At 54.6% G+C, this 20,400-nt stretch carries 23 protein-coding genes; 8 read left to right on the forward strand and 15 right to left on the reverse strand.

Annotated elements, in window-relative coordinates; all coding sequences use genetic code 11:
* Positions 1–3 precede the first annotated feature (3 nt).
* A complete protein-coding gene (locus tag B9Y90_RS12975; RefSeq protein WP_008460422.1) occupies positions 4–399 on the reverse strand; it encodes a winged helix-turn-helix transcriptional regulator in 396 nt (131 codons plus the stop codon).
* A gap of 92 nt (positions 400–491) precedes the next feature.
* Between B9Y90_RS12975 and B9Y90_RS12980 the strand changes: the two genes are divergently transcribed.
* The 3 genes from B9Y90_RS12980 (at position 492) to B9Y90_RS12990 (ending at position 3,286) form a co-directional block, all read left to right on the forward strand.
* Positions 492–1,340 carry an SDR family oxidoreductase gene (locus B9Y90_RS12980; protein ID WP_085541463.1) on the forward strand — a complete coding sequence of 283 codons (849 nt, stop codon included), beginning with the start codon at positions 492–494 and terminating at the stop codon, positions 1,338–1,340.
* Between the two features lie 78 nt (positions 1,341–1,418).
* On the forward strand, positions 1,419–2,240 hold the full coding sequence (locus B9Y90_RS12985) for an AraC family transcriptional regulator (RefSeq protein WP_039289742.1): 822 nt from the start codon (positions 1,419–1,421) through the stop codon (positions 2,238–2,240).
* Positions 2,241–2,320: 80 nt separating this feature from the next.
* Complete coding sequence (locus tag B9Y90_RS12990) at positions 2,321–3,286, forward strand: DMT family transporter (protein WP_085541464.1); 966 nt, start codon at positions 2,321–2,323, stop codon at positions 3,284–3,286.
* Positions 3,287–3,347: 61 nt separating this feature from the next.
* Here the strand turns inward: B9Y90_RS12990 and B9Y90_RS12995 are convergent, their stop codons facing one another.
* Positions 3,348–5,003: a methyl-accepting chemotaxis protein gene (locus B9Y90_RS12995; protein ID WP_085541465.1), complete on the reverse strand. Its 1,656-nt coding sequence runs from the start codon at positions 5,001–5,003 to the stop codon at positions 3,348–3,350.
* A gap of 245 nt (positions 5,004–5,248) precedes the next feature.
* Between B9Y90_RS12995 and ytfE the strand changes: the two genes are divergently transcribed.
* Positions 5,249–5,914: an iron-sulfur cluster repair protein YtfE gene (gene ytfE / locus B9Y90_RS13000; RefSeq protein WP_039289736.1), complete on the forward strand. Its 666-nt coding sequence runs from the start codon at positions 5,249–5,251 to the stop codon at positions 5,912–5,914.
* Positions 5,915–5,980: 66 nt separating this feature from the next.
* Here ytfE and cycA read toward each other — a convergent pair whose 3' ends face one another.
* Positions 5,981–7,393 (reverse strand): D-serine/D-alanine/glycine transporter, encoded by a 1,413-nt coding sequence (cycA, locus tag B9Y90_RS13005; RefSeq protein ID WP_039289735.1) that lies wholly within the window; start codon positions 7,391–7,393, stop codon positions 5,981–5,983.
* A gap of 278 nt (positions 7,394–7,671) precedes the next feature.
* Positions 7,672–8,292, reverse strand: coding sequence for an FKBP-type peptidyl-prolyl cis-trans isomerase (gene fklB, locus B9Y90_RS13010; RefSeq protein WP_008460415.1), 621 nt, complete (start codon positions 8,290–8,292; stop codon positions 7,672–7,674).
* Positions 8,293–8,563: 271 nt separating this feature from the next.
* On the opposite strand from fklB, the gene B9Y90_RS13015 reads away from it, so the two are divergent.
* Complete coding sequence (locus tag B9Y90_RS13015) at positions 8,564–9,148, forward strand: OapA family protein (RefSeq protein ID WP_085541466.1); 585 nt, start codon at positions 8,564–8,566, stop codon at positions 9,146–9,148.
* Positions 9,149–9,217: 69 nt separating this feature from the next.
* Here the strand turns inward: B9Y90_RS13015 and rplI are convergent, their stop codons facing one another.
* From rplI to rpsF, 4 genes are read right to left on the reverse strand one after another with little or no spacing between them, the layout of a single operon-like run.
* The gene (gene rplI / locus B9Y90_RS13020) at positions 9,218–9,667 is read right to left on the reverse strand and encodes a 50S ribosomal protein L9 (RefSeq protein WP_008460412.1); all 450 of its coding nucleotides are present in this window, start codon (positions 9,665–9,667) and stop codon (positions 9,218–9,220) included.
* A gap of 41 nt (positions 9,668–9,708) precedes the next feature.
* Positions 9,709–9,936 (reverse strand): 30S ribosomal protein S18, encoded by a 228-nt coding sequence (rpsR, locus tag B9Y90_RS13025; protein ID WP_000135199.1) that lies wholly within the window; start codon positions 9,934–9,936, stop codon positions 9,709–9,711.
* Positions 9,937–9,940: 4 nt separating this feature from the next.
* Positions 9,941–10,255, reverse strand: coding sequence for a primosomal replication protein N (gene priB, locus B9Y90_RS13030; protein ID WP_008460409.1), 315 nt, complete (start codon positions 10,253–10,255; stop codon positions 9,941–9,943).
* Positions 10,256–10,263: 8 nt separating this feature from the next.
* Complete coding sequence (gene rpsF / locus B9Y90_RS13035) at positions 10,264–10,659, reverse strand: 30S ribosomal protein S6 (protein ID WP_008460407.1); 396 nt, start codon at positions 10,657–10,659, stop codon at positions 10,264–10,266.
* A 347-nt stretch (positions 10,660–11,006) separates the two neighbouring features.
* Here rpsF and yjfY point away from each other — a divergent pair, with 347 nt between their 5' ends.
* The gene (gene yjfY / locus B9Y90_RS13040) at positions 11,007–11,282 is read left to right on the forward strand and encodes a DUF1471 family protein YjfY (protein ID WP_008460405.1); all 276 of its coding nucleotides are present in this window, start codon (positions 11,007–11,009) and stop codon (positions 11,280–11,282) included.
* Positions 11,283–11,370: 88 nt separating this feature from the next.
* Here yjfY and yjfP read toward each other — a convergent pair whose 3' ends face one another.
* The gene (gene yjfP, locus B9Y90_RS13045) at positions 11,371–12,099 is read right to left on the reverse strand and encodes an esterase (RefSeq protein WP_085541467.1); all 729 of its coding nucleotides are present in this window, start codon (positions 12,097–12,099) and stop codon (positions 11,371–11,373) included.
* Between the two features lie 166 nt (positions 12,100–12,265).
* Between yjfP and bsmA the strand changes: the two genes are divergently transcribed.
* Together bsmA and yjfN are read left to right on the forward strand one after the other, a co-directional pair.
* Entirely contained in the window at positions 12,266–12,595 is a 330-nt protein-coding gene (gene bsmA / locus B9Y90_RS13050; protein ID WP_039289722.1) for a biofilm peroxide resistance protein BsmA, read from the forward strand.
* Positions 12,596–12,752: 157 nt separating this feature from the next.
* A complete protein-coding gene (yjfN, locus tag B9Y90_RS13055; protein ID WP_039289719.1) occupies positions 12,753–13,028 on the forward strand; it encodes a DUF1471 family protease activator YjfN in 276 nt (91 codons plus the stop codon).
* A gap of 15 nt (positions 13,029–13,043) precedes the next feature.
* Here the strand turns inward: yjfN and B9Y90_RS13060 are convergent, their stop codons facing one another.
* The 6 genes from B9Y90_RS13060 to B9Y90_RS13085 form a co-directional block, all read right to left on the reverse strand.
* On the reverse strand, positions 13,044–14,678 hold the full coding sequence (locus B9Y90_RS13060; RefSeq protein ID WP_085541468.1) for an isovaleryl-CoA dehydrogenase: 1,635 nt from the start codon (positions 14,676–14,678) through the stop codon (positions 13,044–13,046).
* A gap of 108 nt (positions 14,679–14,786) precedes the next feature.
* Positions 14,787–15,518, reverse strand: a complete 732-nt coding sequence (gene rlmB / locus B9Y90_RS13065) for a 23S rRNA (guanosine(2251)-2'-O)-methyltransferase RlmB (RefSeq protein ID WP_085541469.1) — start codon at positions 15,516–15,518, stop codon at positions 14,787–14,789.
* A 179-nt stretch (positions 15,519–15,697) separates the two neighbouring features.
* Positions 15,698–18,145, reverse strand: a complete 2,448-nt coding sequence (gene rnr, locus B9Y90_RS13070) for a ribonuclease R (protein WP_039289713.1) — start codon at positions 18,143–18,145, stop codon at positions 15,698–15,700.
* Between the two features lie 38 nt (positions 18,146–18,183).
* Positions 18,184–18,609, reverse strand: coding sequence for a nitric oxide-sensing transcriptional repressor NsrR (gene nsrR / locus B9Y90_RS13075; RefSeq protein WP_008460383.1), 426 nt, complete (start codon positions 18,607–18,609; stop codon positions 18,184–18,186).
* A gap of 177 nt (positions 18,610–18,786) precedes the next feature.
* Entirely contained in the window at positions 18,787–20,085 is a 1,299-nt protein-coding gene (locus tag B9Y90_RS13080) for an adenylosuccinate synthase (RefSeq protein ID WP_039289709.1), read from the reverse strand.
* Between the two features lie 102 nt (positions 20,086–20,187).
* Positions 20,188–20,385 (reverse strand): DUF2065 domain-containing protein, encoded by a 198-nt coding sequence (locus tag B9Y90_RS13085; RefSeq protein ID WP_008453600.1) that lies wholly within the window; start codon positions 20,383–20,385, stop codon positions 20,188–20,190.
* Positions 20,386–20,400: the final 15 nt, after the last annotated feature.

The following is a 20,400-nucleotide window of genomic DNA, read 5'->3' on the forward strand; positions in this document are numbered from 1 at the left end:
CCCTCAGGCGTCCCGTTTCTCGCGGGACGCCATCACCTGCGGCAAATTCCCCTCGATCCAGTCGGCCAGCGCGGCCACCTTCTCGGCAATTTCATGGCCCATTGGCGTCAGCGTGTACTCCACGTGCGGCGGCACAACCGGGTAAGATTTGCGATCCACAAAACCGTCCGCCTCCAGCCACTGCAGCGTCTGCGCCAGCATTTTCTCGCTCACGCCGCCCATCTTGCGCCTTAAATCGCTAAAACGATGAGTGCCATCCTGTAATGCCACTAAAATTAAGACACCCCAGCGGCTGGTCACGTGTTTCAGCACGTCCCGCGAGGGGCATTTGTCGCTAAACAGATTACCGTTACGCAGCTGCTCGCTCAGCGTCATGGGCGCTTCGATGATTTCACTCATTTAACACTTACCTTTTTGTACGTACTTACTAAAAGTTAGTTAGGGTGCTAGTGTGGCACAACTTGTTCGAAACATCACTCAGGAGATTGATCATGATTGCGATTACCGGCGCATCCGGCCAGTTGGGCCGCCTTGTTATTGAAGATTTGTTGAAAACGGTGAAAGCCGAAGAGATCGTGGCCGTTGTGCGCAACCCGTCAAAAGTTAACGATTTTTCCAACCGTGGCGTACAGGTTCGCGCGGCGGATTACGGCGATGTCTCTGCGCTGGCAAAAGCGTTCTCCGGCGTGGAAAAAGTGCTGCTGATCTCCTCCAGCGAGGTTGGCCAGCGCGCCGCCCAGCACAACAATATTATTGCGGCAGCTAAACAGGCAGGCGTGAAACTCATCGCCTATACCAGCCTGCTGCATGCCGACAAATCGCCACTGGCCCTTGCCGAAGAACACACTGTCACGGAGCAACAGCTCAAAGCCTCCGGCGTTCCATTCGTGCTGCTGCGTAACGGCTGGTATACCGAAAACTACCTGGCCAGCGTGCCGCCAGCGATTCAGCACGGCGTGTTTATCGGCAGCGCCGGGGAAGGCAAAATAGCCTCTGCAACGCGGGCTGATTACGCGGCCGCAGCCGCTAAAGTCCTGACGCTGGATAATCAGGCAGGTAAAGTTTATGAGCTGGCGGGAGACCACGGCTGGACGCTCGCAGAGCTGGCGGCGGAAGTCAGCCAGCAAAGCGGCAAACCCGTGGTTTATCAGAACCTGAACGAGGCCGATTTTAAAGCGGCACTTCAGGGCGCTGGCCTGCCGGAAGGTTTTGCCGCGCTGCTGGCAAACTCCGATGCAGGCGCGGAAAAAGGCGGTCTTTTTGACGACAGCCACCAGCTAAGCAAACTGATTGGCCGCCCAACCACGCCGCTTCACGACAGCGTCAAAAGCGCCCTTTAATTGTTAAAAGCTGGTTAATAACTAGCCCTGCACGCGGACATCTCTATAATAACGGGAGGATCCGCGTGGAGAGAAAGCGTGCAGGGAGTTCCCGAGCAGTTTAGCGATGAGAGAGACAGCGCCCAGTTCCGGCATTTGCCGCAGCTGCCGGGCGTTGAGCTTTATCACGCCCATATTGCGAAATACGCCTTTGAGCCACACACCCACGAAGCCTTCGGCATCGGCGCCATCACCTGGGGCGCAGAGCGCTTTCGTTACCGGGGCGAGCAACTGGTTGCCCCCACTGACTCGCTGGTATTGATGAACCCGGACGAGCTGCATACCGGCGAAGCCGCCAGCGAAGACGGCTGGCAGTACCGCATGATTTACCTGGATCCTAACCTGCTGGAGTCGCTGACCGGGGAAAGAAGCTGGTGGTTTAACGCCGCCGTGAATCACGATCCCGCCCGCGCTCGCCAGGTTTCGCAGTTTATTGCGGGCCTTTGGCAGGCCGAGGATACGCTCACCCAGCAGGGGCTTCTGCTGAATCTCGTCGAGGCGTTTCGCCCTTACGCTCGCCACCTTCCAGGGCTTCACGAGGCTGCAAACCGCTTCGCCCTCGTGCGCGAATACCTTTACGACAACTATATGCACACCATCACCCTTGAAGATTTAGCGGCACTGGTGTCCCTTAGCCCTTACCATTTCCAAAGGCAGTTCAAAGCCTGCTACCACGTAACCCCGCACCAGATGCTGATGGCGATTCGTCTGTGGCACGCCAAACAGTTTCTCACCCACGGCATGCCGGCCGCCCAGGTCGCCGCCGCCAGCGGCCTGACGGATCAGGCGCATCTGACCCGTGCGTTTGCCCAGCGCTATGGCATTACTCCCGTGCGTTACCAAAAGCAGGTTACCCGCTAACAAGACAGCAACTTCGTACAATACGCCACAGTACGGTGCCTCTACACTGCCGCTAAATTGTGTTGTTGCAGGAAATAAAGATGTTAAGTGGTGTGCTGTACGCCCTGCTGGCGGGGCTAATGTGGGGATTAATTTTTGTAGGGCCGATTATCGTCCCGGACTATCCGGCGGCCCTGCAGTCGACCGGGCGCTATCTCGCCCTTGGGTTGATTGCGATTCCTATTGCGTGGCTTGGGCGTAAGCGCCTGCGTGAGCTGAGCCGCCAGGACTGGTTTACCGCCCTGAAGCTCTCTAGCGTCGGGAACCTGATTTATTACGTCTGCCTGGCAAGCGCCATTCAGCGTACCGGCGCGCCTATCGCGACGATGATCATCGGCACGCTGCCGGTCGTTATCCCCATTTTTGCTAACCTGCTGTACAGCAAAAGAGACGGCAAGCTGCCGTGGCGACGCCTTGCCCCGGCGCTGGTGGTGATTGCCGCCGGGCTCATCATGGTAAATACCGCCGAGCTTCGCGGAGAGCAGGCCGATTTCAGCTGGTGGCGCTACGCCAGCGGTATTCTGCTGGCCTTTGTTTCGGTGGCCTGCTGGGCCTGGTATGCCCTGCGTAATGCCCGCTGGCTGCGGGAGAACCCGGATAAAAACCCGATGATGTGGGCCACGGTTCAGGGGCTTTCCACGCTGCCTTTTTCGCTTATCGGTTATATCGCCGTGTGCATTTGGATGGGGCACCATGATTCAGGCTTTACCCTGCCCTTCGGCCCACGCCCGGAAGTCTTTATCACCCTGATGCTGGCGATTGCCGTGCTTTGTTCCTGGCTGGGTAATCTGTGCTGGAACATCGCCTGCCAGCGCCTGCCGACGGTCATTGTCGGCCCGTTGATTGTCTTTGAGACTTTAGCCGGTCTGGCTTATACATTTATGATTCGCCAGAGCTGGCCACCGCTGTTAACGCTAGGCGGGGTGCTGTGTCTGACAATTGGCGTGGTGCTCGCGGTGCGTTCCAAACCGGAGAAAGTAACGGTGGTTCAGGTTTCCGAGGCATAAAAAAGCCGGGACTTAGCCCGGCTTTAAAAGAAGATCCCGGCTTAATATCGCCGGGATTTTTTTAGAAGGTTTCCCAGTTCGCATCCGAAACCGGCATCACCTGTTTTGTTTTCAACTGCGGCGTTTTTACGTGAGCTGCTTTTGCGAGAGCCGGTGCGCGGCGGCTGATTTTGAAAACCGCTACCGCTTCATTAAGGCGTGAAGCCTGCTCTTCAAGCGCCGCCGCTGCAGCCGCGGACTCTTCGACCAGCGAGGCATTCTGCTGGGTAACGCGGTCCATCTCCGCCACGGCCTGCCCAACCTGATCGATACCCCGGCTTTGCTCGTCCGACGCAGATGCAATTTCACCCATAATATCGGTAACCCGGGTTACGGCGCTGACGATTTCCGCCATCGTTTTACCGGCTTCATTCACCAGGTCAGAGCCCGCATTAACGCGCTCGCCGGAATCATCGATCAGCGCTTTAATCTCTTTTGCCGCCTGAGCACTGCGCTGGGCAAGCGTACGCACCTCACCCGCTACCACGGCAAACCCACGCCCCTGCTCACCCGCTCTGGCCGCTTCGACCGCGGCGTTAAGCGCCAGAATATTGGTCTGGAAGGCAATGCCGTCAATCACGCTGGTGATTTGGGCGATTTTGCTTGAACTGGTGGCGATTTCGTCCATCGTCCGCACCACGCCTTCGACCACATTGCCGCCTTTTTTCGCGGTGGTGGAAGCGTCCAGCGCCAGACGAGAAGCCTGCCGTGCGTTGTCGGCATTTTGCTTCACCGTGGCCGTCAGCTGTTCCATGCTGGCCGCCGTTTCCTCCAGCGAAGCCGCCTGCTGTTCAGTGCGAGAAGAGAGATCGTTGCTGCCGGCAGAAATTTCACCGGCACCGGTATAAATGGTATCGGCCCCATCGCGCACCACGCTGACGGTATTCGCCAGGGCGGTTTGCATCTCTTTCACGCTATTAGCCAGCAGGGCCATTTCGTTTTTGCCTTCGGCCTCAATAGGCCTGGTCAGGTCGCCTGCGGCAATGGCACGAATATGATCCATCACTTCACGCAGCGGCATCAGCAGGACACGACGCATCGCGACCCAGCTCACCACAATCACGCCGATGACGCCAAGCATGACGATGCCAAGGATCCACAGAATCCGCTGGTAGTCAGCCTGGTTATCGCGCACGCCCTGACTAGAAAGCTCGGCCTGCTCATCGCGCCATTCGCGGTAGACCTTCTGCATCGCCACCTGTTTTTGTTCCGCATTTTGCTTGAACATTTGCTCCAGATTGCCCTGGGCCAGGAAGGTGTTCATTTTGGCGAGCGTTGAAGCGTAGTTATGGTATTGCGCTTCCAGCTCATCGCTCAGGTGTGGACGTAAACCTGGGGTATCGGGTAACGTCTGGTACTTTTCGAAATGGCTTTGCGCTTCCGCCAGCAGTGAATTCGCCGTGGCGACTAACTCCTGAAGCTGACCACCGTTGATCTGATTCGCCATGCTGCCCTGAATACGCAGCATGCCGCGGTTCAGCGTGACGCGAGCCTGGTTGAGGCCGATCCAGGCATCGGTAAATTCAGCCACGTTCTGGCTGGAAAGTTGGGAGACGGTGAAGTTGTTCTTATCGTTATTGAGGGCATTGATGAAAACCGTGGCTGACAGCAGCTGCATGAGCCCCAGCACAATCAACACGGTAACCAGTAAGGTGATAACTTTCATTCTTTTAAACATGTATAGCCTTTTCTTATGCAGATATTGTCTGACGTCTAACTATCGGCAGCACCTCCTGGTTATTTATGCTTCGTCTACCCACAAACCACCATTTTTGGGGATTTTTTGTAATCATTCAGTATGTTAAGTGGAAAACATTTTTTGTGATCCACATCTCGCTATGATCGCTGCCCCGAAAGGGTTATAGTGCTCACATAAAGATGCATTTAAAATACATCTTATATTTTATGATAAGGAATCAAGCTATGGCCTACCGCGATCAACCTTTAGGTGAACTGGCGCTGACTATTCCACGCGCTTCTGCACTGTTCCGTAAACTGGATTTGGATTTTTGCTGCGGCGGAAAACAGACGCTGCTGCGGGCAGCAACGCGTAAGGAGCTGGATCTCGAAAAGATTGAAGCTCAGTTGGCCGCACTAGCCACAGAGCCAGCAGAGAAAGACTGGCGCGCTGCGCCGCTGGCAGAAATCATCGACCACATTATTGTGCGCTTCCACGACCGCCACCGCGAGCAACTGCCGGAACTGATTCTGCAGGCGACCAAAGTCGAGCGCGTCCATGCCGATAAGCCCAACGTGCCAAAAGGGCTGGCGAAATATCTCACCATGCTGCATCAGGAACTGAGCAGCCACATGATGAAAGAGGAACAAATCTTGTTCCCAATGATTAAGCAGGGCATGGGCACGCAGGCCGGAGGCCCGATCAGCGTGATGGAGAGCGAGCATGATGATGCGGGCGAACTGCTGGAAGTGATCAAGCACACCACCAATAACGTGACGCCGCCGCCGGAAGCCTGCACGACGTGGAAAGCGATGTATAACGGGATTAATGAACTGATTGAAGACCTGATGAACCACATCAGCCTGGAGAATAACGTTCTGTTTCCTCGCGCATTGGGCGGAGAAAAATAAGCACTTCGCCCTACAAAAAAACCTCTCCCGAAAAGGAGAGGTTTTTTTAACATTTATACTGCCCGCTTACTTGCCGATATTTGCCAGACGTTTCTTACCGATGAACAGCCAGCCAGCTCCCAGCACAATGAACCACAGCGGCGTCACGATCAGCGCCTGACGGGTATCATCTTCCAGCGTCAGCAGGACAATCACAAAGACGAAGAACGCCATGCACACCCAGCACATCAGCTTGCCCAGCGGCATCTTATAGATGGACTTCTCGTGCAGATGAGGACGCTGTTTGCGGTACACCAGGTACGAGCAAAGAATGATGGTCCAGACGAACATGAACAGAATCGCGGAAACCGTGGTGATCATAGTAAAAGCGGCAATCACGTTCGGGTTTACGTAAAGCATCACCACGCCGCCCAGCAGACAGATACAGGAGAAGGTTAAACCTTTCGCCGGTACCGCACGTTTGGAAAGCTTAGCGAACGCTTTAGGCGCCACGCCGTCCTGCGCCAGGCCGAATAGCATACGGCTGGTGGAGAACACGCCGCTGTTCGCGGAGGAAGCCGCAGAAGTCAGCACCACAAAGTTGATGATACTTGCCGCAGCCGGCAGGCCGACCAGCATGAAAAGCTCAACGAACGGACTCTTGTTCGGCACCACGGAGCTCCACGGCGTCACCGACATGATGATAATCAGCGAGAAGACGTAGAACATAATGATGCGCACCGGGATCGAGTTAATCGCTCGCGGAAGTGATTTTTCAGGATCTTTGGTTTCCGCAGCCGTGGTGCCCACCAGTTCAATACCCACAAAGGCAAAGACCGCTATCTGGAAGCCAGCAAAGAATCCGCTGATGCCTTTCGGGAACCAGCCGCCGTCGTTCCAGAGGTTGTTGAAGGAGGCCTCAACGCCGGACGGGGAATGGAAGCTGGTCAAGACCATCACCAGGCCGATGACGATCAGCGCCACAATAGCGACAATTTTGATCATCGCGAACCAGAACTCCATCTCACCGAACATTTTCACGGTGGCCAGGTTCAGGCTCAGCAGCACCAGCACAACGGCCAGCGAGGCGACCCAGTCAGAAAGTCCTGGGAACCAGAACTGGGCGTAGGCGGTTATCGCTACGACATCCGCCATGCCGGTCACTACCCAGCAGAACCAATATGTCCAACCGGTAAAATACCCGGCCCACGGCCCCAGCAAATCCGCGGCAAAATCGCTGAACGACTTATATTCCAGATTCGATAACAGCAGCTCGCCCATCGCACGCATCACGAAGAACAGCATAAAGCCGATGATCATGTAGACGAAGATGATGGATGGCCCCGCAAGGCTGATGGTTTTCCCTGACCCCATAAACAAGCCGGTGCCGATGGCACCCCCAATGGCAATAAGCTGAATATGGCGGTTTGTTAAATTACGCCGCAGCGACTGCTCGGTCGGCGCCTGAGCGTCGTCCGCGACTTTGACCTGATCTACCATGTTTGTATTTTCCTGTACCTGTCTGTTTTTTCAGGCTCTACTGGCCCGTGAACTGTTTTTACGTGATGTTGTTTTGTGTGATACGAGGTAAGAATCGGCGGGATAAATAATAAGCACAAGGGTAATGTTAATTTTTTGTTTAATTTGAGTGTGAAATCGCATTCACAGCGCGATATAGCTCACAAAAATACCCTTAAAACAGGTTAATGCAAGATAAAATCACGTTAGTTTATTATTAGGCAATGCAAAACCCCGCACCAGGCGGGGTTCTGAGCGCTTTACAGAATTTCCAGCAGCTCGACTTCAAACACCAGGGTGCTGAATGGTGGGATAGAAGCACCGGCACCGCGCTCGCCGTAAGCAAGGTTGTGCGGAATGGTCAGTTCCCATTTGGAGCCTACCGGCATCAGGGTCAGCGCTTCGATCCAGCCAGCGATAACGCCGCTTACCGGGAACTCTGCCGGCTCGCCACGCTGTACGGAGCTGTCGAAAACGGTGCCGTCGATCAGCTTACCGGTGTAATGCACGCGAACGTGATCTTTACGGGCAGGAATCGGGCCAGTGCCCTGAGTGATAACGCGGAACTGCAGGCCGGATTCGGTGCTGCTCACGCCTTCTTTCTCTGCGTTCTCAGCCAGGTATTTCTGGCCTTCTACCGCCAGCTCTTTCTGACGCTCACGACGGACTTCGTCTGCACGTTCATGAACTTCACGCAGTGCGCGGTGTACAACGTCAACAGGCACGGCAGGGGCATTCCCTTCCAGCGCGTCACGGAGGCCAGCGACCAGCGCTTCTGGCAGTAAACCTTGCAGACCGGATTCGCTCAGCTGCTGGCCTACCTGCAGACCAATACCGTAACTTGCTTGTGCTTCGACGCTGTCAAAAGAAGGGGTTGTCATGGATTTTCCTTTCATGATGTTTAAAAGCAAGCCCGAAGCATAACAGCGTCAATCCGCAGGGTAAATGACAATGGAGGAAAGGTGACAAATGCAAACGAAACGGGAACAATAGCTTAAGCAGGCGCAAAACTGTGGTTCACCATCACGGAAACCGGGATTGTTACAGGCATCAAACAGTTAGCGTTTACACTCTAAATAATTCGAGTTGCAGCCAACATCGGCAGCTTGAAGCAGGACGCGTCTATACTGGAAAGTATTCTTTTGAGGAGGGTTGCCCATGCAATTCGCTGTTAAACCATGGCTTACGCGGATTTGGCATGCACCTGAGCATATCCGCTTGTTGGATCCGTTACCTCCCCTGCACCGTCGAGGCATTATTCTTGGCTTTGCGTGCGTGATTCTCGGCTTTCTCCTGCCTGGGGCAGATAACGATAGCCGCCCGGTCACGCGCGATGCGCAGCTCTCCGTACAATCCCAGTCACCGATGCAGGCCGAACTGACGCCTTCCAACGTCCCCGCGACACGGGTTGAGCCTCCACGCGTGGAGGAGCAAACCCAGGCTCCCGTTCCCCACGACAACAATGATATCGAGCAGCAGTGGCGCTCCTATCGTGTAGCCGCCGGCCAGACGATGGCCCAGCTGTTCCGCGATCATAATTTGCCACCAGCGGACGTTTACGCGATGGCGCAGGTAGAAGGTGACAGTAAGCCGCTGAGCAACCTGCAAACTGGGCAAATGGTGCAGATAAGACAAAACGCCAACGGCGTGGTAACGGGCTTAACCATTGATATCGGTAACGATCAGCAGGTGCTGTTTACCCGCCAGCCTAACGGCAGCTTTATTCGCGCGCAGTAAACGGACCCAGCCTCAGAAAAGCAAAACGCCAGCACGAGGCTGGCGTTTTTACGAGCAGTGAATAAAAACTTATTCAGCTACAACGTTTACAGTCAGTTTAGCGAATACTTCGCTGTGAACCTGGAAGTCCACTTCGTGCTCACCGGTGGTGCGCAGAACGCCGTTCGGCAGGCGAACTTCGCTCTTAGCAACAGCAACGCCAGCTGCAGTTACAGCGTCAGCGATGTCGCGAGTACCGATGGAACCGAACAGTTTACCTTCGTCGCCAGCTTTGGACGCGATGGTTACGGTTTCCAGTGCGTTGATTTTCTCAGCGCGAGCTGCAGCAGCAGCCAGAACGTCAGCCAGTTTAGCTTCCAGTTCTGCACGGCGTGCTTCGAAGAACTCAACGTTTTTCTTGGTAGCAGGAACAGCTTTACCCTGTGGTACCAGGAAGTTACGAGCGTAGCCCGCTTTAACGTTAACCTGATCACCCAGGCTACCCAGGTTTGCTACTTTATCAAGCAGAATAACTTGCATTACCTTATCCTCTCAAAGTCGTATTAATGGACCGTGACCGATTACTGATGACGATCAGTGTACGGCAGCAGAGACAGGTAGCGAGCGCGTTTGATAGCGCGAGCCAGCTGACGCTGGTATTTTGCACGGGTACCGGTGATACGGCTTGGGACAATCTTACCGCTTTCGGTGATGTAGTTTTTCAGCGTAGCGATATCTTTATAGTCGATCTCTTGAACGCCTTCCGCGGTGAAACGGCAGAACTTGCGACGACGGAAATAACGTGCCATATGGCTAGTCTCCAGAATCTATCAATTCAATCTGCTCGGCATGCAAGACCACTTTGTTCAGGCCATTTTTCATCTGATGACAAGTAATGAACCCATGAACCGTGATTTGCGTACCGACCGTTATACTGTGAGTAATGGCCTGGTTCGCGTGCCCGCTAACAATCACTGGCATTCGGCACCATGCCTGCCGGTTAAGACCGGCTTCCTCTTGCACAGAACGGTGCTCAAGCACGAACTGGCAGTGAGGAATTCCTGAGGGGCTGACCTTACGAAGGGGCGTCTTGCACACTGTGCCAGACAACGCCAGGCGGTTGGCCATCATCAGAATTACTCTTCAGAATCCCCAGCATCTGCATCATCAGCGGTTTCGTTAGCGAAATCATCGCGACGCTCACGGCGCTCGTCTTTCGCTTTAACCATTGGAGATGCTTCGGTAACCGCGTGCTTAACGCGCATAACCATGCTGCGGATAACGGCGTCGTTGAAGCGGAAGTTAGTTTCCAGCTCATCGATCGCTTCCTGCGGAGCTTCAACGTTCAGCAGAACGTAGTGAGCTTTGTGCAGTTTGTTGATCGGGTAAGCCAGCTGACGGCGGCCCCAGTCTTCCAGACGGTGGATCGTACCTGCTGCTGCAGTGATTGCACCAGTGTAACGTTCGATCATGCCCGGAACCTGTTCGCTCTGGTCAGGATGGACCATAAAAACGATTTCGTAATGACGCATCGAATTGCTCCTTACGGATTATTCAGCCTCCTGTCAGGGTCAGCCGCGGCCCATGGAAGCAAGGAACGTGTTTGAATTGCGGCTGAAAAATTGACGCGTAATCATACTTACCCAAGCCGCTAAACTCAAGGCCGCAGGCAAATAAATTCTCTTTATGACAGGGGGAATGGCTAAGCCTGTGAATTTCAAAACAAAGCAGTAGATCGTCAAAATATTTTGAAAGAGACCATCAGAAATGGTCACTTTTTATTCAGCCATCAGGAATTACACTTATTGGTAACAGGCCGCCACAGCCATTAACAGGAGCGACGACCACGGATTTCAGGTTTGTTGTAGTGGAGCGCATCATGAAAAATATCGTTATTGCCCTCGCCGCTGTGCTGCTCTTTAGCGCCAATGCGGCCGCAGCTATAAAAATCGACGCCCGCCAGGCCAGAAATATGGACGATGTTCAGAGCCTGGGCGTTATTTACATCAACCACAACTTCGCTACCGTTTCTGAAGCGGAATCGGCCATTCAACAGGATGCTGACCAGCACAACGCGAAGTTTTATCACACGATAATCATGAGAGAACCGGGCAGCAACGGCAATATGCACGTCAGCGCTGACATCTACCGGTAGTTTGAGAGTACGCGTAAACACCTGAGAAGACACCACGACCTAAAAATCCATGTTTGACTTGCCCCCGCTTGCGGGGGCTTTTTTTCGCTTACAGATATTGAGCAAAAAATTGGCTTGTGGCATCTAACGCTTCGGGCGTGATGCGATGTTTGACGCCCGTTTCCCATACGCAAGTCAGGTTCTGGTCCAGCTTGTTAGCCTCCAAAGCCTGCTGCAATCTGAACGTTTCGACGGCGGGCACAACATCATCTTCTTCACCATGCCAGAGCAGAAGCGGCCTGTTGCTTAGCGCCTCAAGCTTCTCGCTAACATCGTAATCCTTCAGGATGGCAATAACCTTTTCACGCACCTCCGCCGGAGGTGGAAATAGCGTTTGCGCGAGCGTCGTAAAATAACCCGATCCCATCAGGCTGGCGACGCAGCGCACTTCAGGATGCCGCGACATGATACCCAGCGCCGTCATGCCCCCCATAGAAGCCCCTCCCACGGCAAGTCTGCCCTCGGCAACACCGCCGGAGTTGATTAATGCCTGATAGAGAGCCGGGAATTCATCAATACTGTTTTTTAAAATCGGCCAGAACTGCTGCAAGCGAGCATGAGCGTCGCCGCTGTAGCGAGCGCCATGATCGAGCGCATCAGGCATGACAACACGAAATCCCTGCTGCGCCAACGCCACAGCGAAATAGCTATATACCAGCTTTGAAGAGGTAAACCCGTGATAGAAAATCACCGTCGGCAGCGGGGACTGCTTCATTCCGGCAGGTACCGCATGCAACACTTCAACATCGGCGAATCGCTCATTATAAATTTCGATCATCTTCTCTTCTCCTCCGGTGAAATATCAGGGTAAGTAACGCAGATTAGGGATTATTGTAACGGTGAGATCTAGCTAGCGATTTTCATTCGAAAGTCAGCCAAAAGCGCGCCAGAGATAACAAATCGGGAACATTCCCCCTTTGCACGGCCAAACCCGGAACTACACTATGATCGTCAAGAAACGAGAAACCATCATGCCACGGCTATCCGTACTGATTCTGGCGGCCTTACTCAGCGCCTGCAGCGTGCTTCAGGGTACACCGCAGCCAGCACCGTCGCCGACGAATTACCCGCAGGAAGTGCAGCGTTCTCAGACTGCGGCATTAACAAAAATAGGCACCGTGACCGCCGTGGTACGTGGCTCTCCGATGGACTCAGAAGCCATTATTAAGAAGAAAGCCGCAGCAGCAAAAGCCGATTATTATCTCATCATTATGAATGATGAGACGGTTATCCCAGGCCAGTGGTATTCGCAGGCTATTTTGTATCGAAAATAGTCCGGGCCGATAGCCGTTATTTATTGATATTTACACAGCTTTTCGCCGCTTGATCGTTTCTTATGCACAATGGACCTCGCCCTCAGGAAGCGGGGTCAGCTTTGAGTAAGCGAAGGATTGCCCTGTCACTTCGGGGTAAAATGATAAGGAACTGACAATGAAACGATCTCTTGCCTTAACGACACTGCTGTTATCTGTTGGCCTCATTCCGACTCTGGCGCAGTCCGCCGAGTTTGCCAGCGCGGACTGCGTAACGGGCCTTAATGAAATCGGATTAATTTCGGTCAATGACATTGCTGGCAGCCCACAGGACGTCGAACGTATGATCGCGCTGAAAGCTGACGAGCAAGGTGCTTCCTGGTACCGCATTATTCAAATGCAGGAAAACTCTCTGGCCGATAGCTGGCGCGCGCAGGCCATTCTTTACGCATAAAGTCCCATCACTTTATTACGCCACGCCTCCCGTTGCCCGCAGCAGCACATCATTGATGACCTGCTCGGGCAAAAGCAATTCTCCCCGTTCATCCAGCATCATGCGGCACCAGGCTTCTGCTGCCGGGGGTGAAAGGGATTTAAGCAATTGTGCCCCACAGGCGAGAGTAGCCAGCTGCTGCGTAATTTCTCTGCCTCTCTCCTCCTGAGGCTTGTGCAGACGCTGCTGTAGCTGCCGCCAGCTGCGATCGAAATGCCGGTTTTGCCCTTTAACCTCATCAAACTCGCTGCACAGCATTTCCATCACCGCAGGCTGTTTGGCGAGCACACGCAGAACATCAAGGCTCATAATATTGCCCGAGCCTTCCCAGATGCTGTTTACAGGCATTTCACGATATAACCGAGGCAGCTCGCTCTCTTCGCAGTAGCCTACCCCGCCCAGAACCTCCATCGCTTCGGCCACAAATGGGATCCCTGCTTTGCAGATGCTGAATTTCGCGGCCGAGGTAAACAAACGGCTGTAGGCCAGTTGTAGAGCATCGCCCGGGGACTCCCACGCTCGCGCCAGGCGGAAGAGGAAGGCTGTCTGCCCCTCAAGACGTAACGCCATTTTCCCCAGCAGCTGGCGCATCATCGGCTGCTCAATCAACGTCTTGCCAAAAGCCTGCCGCTGCAGCGAGTGGCACAAGGCCACCGACAACGCGCGCCGCATCAAGCCGTGGCTGCCCAGCGCACAGTCGAAACGGGTAAACCCGCCCATCTTCAGAATATGGCGCACGCCCTCACCTTCCTCACCAATGAGCCAGGCGGTGGCATCACAGAACTCGACTTCACTGCTGGCGTTTGAACGGTTGCCCAGCTTGTCCTTGAGCCGCTCAAGGCGAACAGCGTTGCGCTGGCCGTCCGGCAGAATACGAGGTAAGAAGAAGCACGACAGCCCGCCCTTAGCCTGAGCAAGCACCAGATGCGCATCACTTTGCGGCACGGAGAAAAACCATTTGTGCCCCACCAACCGGTAAGCCTCACCGGCCCCTCGACCAGCCAGCGGTTCCGCGCGAGTCGTGTTACTCAGCACGTCAGAGCCACCCTGCTTCTCGGTCATTCCCATACCGATCAGCAAACCACGTTTTTGTTCACCCGGCAGTAAATGTGCGTCATAGCGATCGCTCAGCAAGGGCTTACGCCACGCTTCAAATGCCTTGGGTAAGTGCTGTAGCAGCAGCGGCGTTGCCCCAAACGTCATCGTAATCGGGCAAAGCGTGCCCGCTTCCACCTGTGCATGCTGGATAAACCGCGCCGCACGGGCGACAAAAGCGCCCTGTCGCGCATCTTCTTGCCAGGCCAGGTTGTGAACCCGATTAGCAAACAGGCCTTGCATCAGCAAATGCCAGGCCGGGTGAAAGCGAACGTCGTCCAGGCGCTCTCCGCTGGCGTCAAACCGCAGCAGCTCCGGCGGATTGATATTTGCCAGTCGGCCCAGCTCCAAAGATTCGGCAGATCCCAACTGTTGGCCGATGCTGGCCAGAAGTTCAACATCCCAGCCCGCCCCTTCCCGGGCGACGGCTTCTCGCAGCGGGATGTCTGAAAGAAAAAGATTGCTGTTGCTGAGAGGTTTGGGTTGATTAAAAACGGTATGAGTTTGCCAGCGCATGCTGTTCCCTCCATCTTTGGCAATGCCGGTAAGTATGGACGGAGATGCGGGTTCTGCGCGGAGGGGGATCACAAACGGGGTGTTTCCACCCCATTCAAATAATGCGGCTTAGCCGCGCTGGCGCACGATTTCAAACAGGCAAACGCCGGTGGCAACGGACACGTTCAGAGAAGAAACGGTCCCGGCCATTGGAATGCTGACCAGCTCGTCGCAGTGCTCGCGAGTCAGACGACGCATGCCTTCACCTTCTGCACCCATCACCAGCGCCATCGGGCCAGTGAATTTACTCTGGAACAGAGTATGGTCTGCTTCACCGGCGGTGCCGACGATCCAGACGTTCTCTTCCTGCAGCAGACGCATGGTACGGGCCAGGTTGGTAACACGGATCAGCGGCACGTTCTCCGCTGCGCCACAGGCAACTTTTTTTGCCGTCGCATTCAGCTGCGCGGAACGATCCTTCGGCACGATAACCGCATGCACACCGGCCGCGTCTGCACTACGCAGGCAGGCACCAAGGTTATGCGGATCGGTGACACCGTCCAGAATCAGCAAGAACGGACGTTCGTGTTCAGCAATCAGATCAGGCAGATCGTTTTCCTGATACTGGCGGCCCGGTTTCACGCGGGCGATGATGCCCTGGTGTACCGCGCCTTCGGCTTTCTCGTCGAGCCACTGGCGATTTGCCACCTGCACCGGGATCCCTTGCGCTTCAATAGCGTGGATCAGCGGCAGCAGGCGCTTGTCTTCGCGACCTTTCAGGATAAAAACTTCCTGAAAACGCTGCGGAGCACGTTCAAGCAGGGTCTGGACGGCGTGAATGCCGTAAATAATTTCACTCATCGATATCACTCATTGCGGACGAAGGTTCGCCCGTGTTGGTTTGTTCATGGTCTGGATTTGCCCCTCACCCCAACCCTCTCCCGAAAAGGGGCGAGGGAGAAAACGATAAAAGCATACATTATCGTTCTGTTTGCTCCCTCTCCCTTTTCGGGAAGGAATACGTCAGGGTGAAGGTAATATCAGCTCGCCTGCTTCTTCGCGGCGCGCTTCGCCTTGGTTGCTGCGGCTATTTTACGGGTTTTATCCGACGGCGCTTTGGCTTTCTTCGGTTTCTTTCCAGCCTTATCTTTCTTCGCTTTCGCTCCGTCTTTCTCTTTACGGAAAGCATTGTCCGGTTCGAAGTTTACGCGCTTGCCTGCCTGACGGCGTTTAGACGGTGCGCCACCATTTCCGCCTCGCTTCGCTTTGTCTTTTGCCGTTTTGCCTGCACCGCGCGGCGCACGTGAGCTTGAGATAAGCGCGAAGTCGATTTTACGCTCGTCCATGTGCACGGCTTCCACCCGGACCTCAACGCGGTCGCCCAGACGGTAAGTCTGCCCGCCGGATTCGCCGATCAGGCGTTGACCTATCTGGTCAAAGCGGTAGTAGTCGTTGTCCAGCGTCGAGACGTGAACCAGGCCGTCGATAAACAAATCGTCCAGACGCACGAAGAAACCGAAGCCAGTTACGCTGGCAATAATGCCGTTGAATACCTGGCCGACCTGATCCTGCATGAAGTCGCACTTCAGCCAGTCCGCTACGTCGCGAGTCGCTTCGTCAGCGCGGCGTTCTGTCATTGAGCAGTGCTGACCCAGCTGCAGCATCTCTTCCATGCTGTAGTGCCAGCCACCGGATTCGGTGCTGTTGCCGGTATGCCCCTGCTCTTTTGCCAGTAAGTATTTAATGGCGCGGTGCAGCGACAAGTCCGGGTAGCGACGAATTGGCGAAGTAAAGTGCGCGTAGGACTGCAGCGCCAGGCCGAAGTGACCGCGGTTTTCCGGATCGTAAATCGCCTGTTTCATCGAGCGCAGCAGCATGGTTTGCAGCATTTCGTGGTCAGGGCGATCGGCGATAGATTCCAGCAGATCGGCGTAATCACGCGGCTCTGGTTTTTGCCCACCTGGTAATTCCAGGCCCAGCTCCGCCAGCACCGAACGGAACGCGGTGATCGCATCGTTGCTTGGGCGATCGTGATCGCGGAACAGCGCAGGCTCATTATTCTTCTCGACAAAACGCGCCGCCGAGATGTTAGCGAGGATCATGCACTCTTCGATAAGTTTATGTGCATCGTTACGCACGGTCTGCTCAACACGCTCAATGCGGCGCTCTGCGTTGAAGATAAACTTCGCTTCTTCGCTTTCAAATGAGATCCCGCCGCGCTGGGCACGAGAAACTTCCAGCACTTTATAGAGGTTATGCAGCTCTTCAATGTGCTTAACCAGCGGTGCATATTGCTCGCGCAGTTCCTGATCGCCCTGCAGCATATGCCAGACCTTGGTATAGGTCAGGCGCGCATGGGAGCTCATCACCGCTTCATAGAATTTATAGCCCGTCAGACGCCCCGCTGCGGAGATGGTCATCTCGCAGACCATACACAGGCGGTCAACCTGCGGGTTCAGGGAACAAAGGCCGTTTGAAAGCACTTCCGGCAGCATCGGTACTACCTGCGACGGGAAGTAAACTGACGTCCCACGATTGCGGGCTTCGTTATCCAGCGCCGTTGGTGGACGAACATAGTAGCTTACGTCGGCGATCGCCACCCAAAGGCGCCAGCCACCGCCGCGTTTTTTCTCGCAGAAGACGGCGTCATCAAAGTCACGCGCATCTTCACCGTCGATAGTCACCAGCGGCAGATCGCGCAGATCAACGCGGCCGATTTTGGCTTCTTCCGGCACTTCTTCTTTCAGGTTTGCAACCTGGGCTTCAACTTCTTTCGGCCAGACGTGTGGGATTTCATGGGTACGCAGCGCCATATCAACGGCCATGCCGGTATCCATGTTGTCGCCAAGCACTTCAACAATCTTACCGATCGCTTTGGTACGACGCGTTGGGCGCTGAGTCAGCTCGACCACAACCACAAAGCCCATACGGGCGCCCATCAGCGCTTCCGGCGGGATCAGAATATCGAAGCTCAGACGGCTGTCGTCCGGCACCACAAAACCTACGCCAGCGTCGGTAAAGTAGCGGCCAACAATCAGCCCGGTTCTTGGCTCCAGTACGCGCACAATACGTGCTTCGCGGCGGCCCTTACGGTCAGCACCGAGCGGCTGCGCCAGCACCAGATCGCCATGCATGCACATTTTCATCTGCTCAGATGAAAGATAGAGATCGTCTTTACTCCCTTCGACGCGCAGGAAACCAAACCCGTCGCGGTGGCCGATCACTTTACCTTTCAGTAAGTCCAGACGTTCCGGCAGCGCGTAACACTGACGGCGAGTGAAGACCAGCTGGCCATCACGCTCCATCGCACGGAGGCGACGGCGTAAAGCTTCAAGCTGTTCTTCACCGGAGATTTTTAGTTCTTCCGCCAGCTCTTCGCGGCTGGCAGGTTTTTCACGTTTTGAGAGATGGTCGAGAATAAACTCCCGGCTTGGGATCGGGTTTTCGTATTTTTCGGCTTCTCGTTCCTGAAAAGGATCTTTTGACATTTCGGGTCCTCCGTTGTCATCCGCAGGTGAAATCGTGATTATTCCACCAGCAGTAATTTGTAGAGCGGTTGGTTTTGGTCCACCAGGTCGGCCAGCGTGTGCTTGTCCAGTTCCTGAAGGAAACTCTGCACCGCCTCAGCCAAAGCCTGTTTAAGTCGGCAGGCGGGGGTGATATGACAAAACTCACTGCTACAGTTCACCAATGAGAGCGGCTCCAGCTCGCGCACCACGTCGCCAATGCGGATTGTTTCCGCAGGCTTACCAAGACGAATGCCGCCATTTTTTCCTCGCACGGCCATGACATAGCCCGCGCGGCTGAGTTGATTGATGATTTTCACCATGTGATTACGGGACACGCCGTACACCTCTGTGACTTCAGAGATATTGGTCATTCTCCCTTCGGGAAGAGAAGCCATATAAATCAAAGCACGTAAACCGTAATCAGTAAAACTCGTTAACTGCACATCAACCTCATGGGTGGGAGGGGAAACGCTTTGCGCAAGGCAAGTTGCACCTTAAAGCAGGTACATATTGATGATAAACCAGCCATATGGTTGCCAGCTAATTTATTTGATTGGAATGATGAATAAAGCGGCGGGAAGAAAGCAATACGGGGTGTGATATCACACCCCGCGACATCATTATGCGTCGAACGGATCGCGCAGAATCATGGTTTCAGTACGGTCTGGGCCGGTTGAGATAATGTCAATCGGCACGCCGGTCACTTCTTCAATGCGTTTGATGTAGTTCAGCGCTGCCTGCGGCAGACCGCTGCGCTCTTTCACGCCGAAAGTGGTTTCAGACCAGCCAGGCATCACTTCGTAAATCGGTTGGATACCTTCCCAGTCATCCGCAGCCATTGGGGTCGTAGTGACTTCGCGACCATCCGGCATACGGTAGCCGACGCAGATTTTCACTTCTTTCAGGCCGTCCAGGACGTCCAGCTTGGTCAGGCAGAAGCCGGACAAGGAGTTGATCTGCACCGCACGACGCACGGCAACCGCATCCAGCCAGCCGGTACGACGACGACGACCGGTGGTCGCACCGAATTCGTTACCCTGCTTGCACAGGAATTCGCCGATGTCATCAAACAGCTCAGTTGGGAACGGACCTGCCCCCACGCGAGTGGAGTAAGCTTTGATGATACCCAGAACGTAATCCACATAGCGCGGACCAATGCCGGAGCCAGTCGCAACGCCACCTGCGGTGGTGTTAGAGGAGGTCACGTACGGATAGGTCCCGTGGTCGATGTCCAGCAGTGTACCCTGGGCACCTTCAAACATGATGAAGTCGCCGCGTTTACGCGCCTGATCCAGCAGGTCAGAGACATCAACAACCATGCTGGTCAGGATGTCGGCAACCGCCATCGCATCGTCCAGCACTTTCTGGTAGTCAACAGCTTCAACTTTGTAGAAGTTCACCAGCTGGAAGTTATGATATTCCATCACTTCTTTCAGCTTGTCTGCAAAGGTGGCTTTGTCGAACAGGTCGCCAACGCGCAGGCCACGACGGGCCACTTTGTCTTCGTAAGCTGGCCCGATGCCGCGACCGGTAGTACCGATAGCTTTTGCACCGCGAGCTTTTTCACGCGCAACGTCCAGCGCAACGTGGTAGTCAAGGATCAGCGGGCAAGCTTCTGACAGCAGCAGACGCTCACGTACTGGAATACCGCGGTCTTCCAGACCTTTCATCTCTTTCATCAGCGCAGCTGGAGACAGCACAACGCCGTTACCGATGATGCTGGTGACGTTTTCGCGAAGAATGCCTGATGGAATAAGATGAAGAACGGTTTTTTCACCGTTGATTACGAGAGTGTGACCTGCGTTGTGACCGCCCTGGTAGCGCACAACATATTTAGCCCGTTCAGTCAGAAGATCGACGATCTTTCCTTTACCTTCGTCACCCCATTGGGTGCCCAGTACGACGACGTTGTTACCCATTTTTCAAAATCACCGTTTGCTTAAAAATGGATTCTACCATCGGTTTCTCAGATGAACAGCCCTTTTAGTATACAAAATCAGTTTCTGCCGGATAAATTTCACTCAGCTACTGGCGCGACTCAACATGTAGTAGATCACGATGCCAGCAACCACAAGACCACCGCCAAAACGGCGCAGTAGTGTGTCCGGCAATTGTGCCATAGCCAGAATCATTCGCCGCCAAATGCGCGGATACAGCATTGGCCCCAGGCCTTCGAGTACCAAAACCAGCGCAAGCGCCAGCCAGATTGTTGAATTCATAATCATCCTTTGCGG

It is taken from the genome of Cedecea sp. NFIX57 (genome assembly GCF_900177785.1).
Lineage (GTDB): Bacteria > Pseudomonadota > Gammaproteobacteria > Enterobacterales > Enterobacteriaceae > Cedecea > Cedecea neteri_C.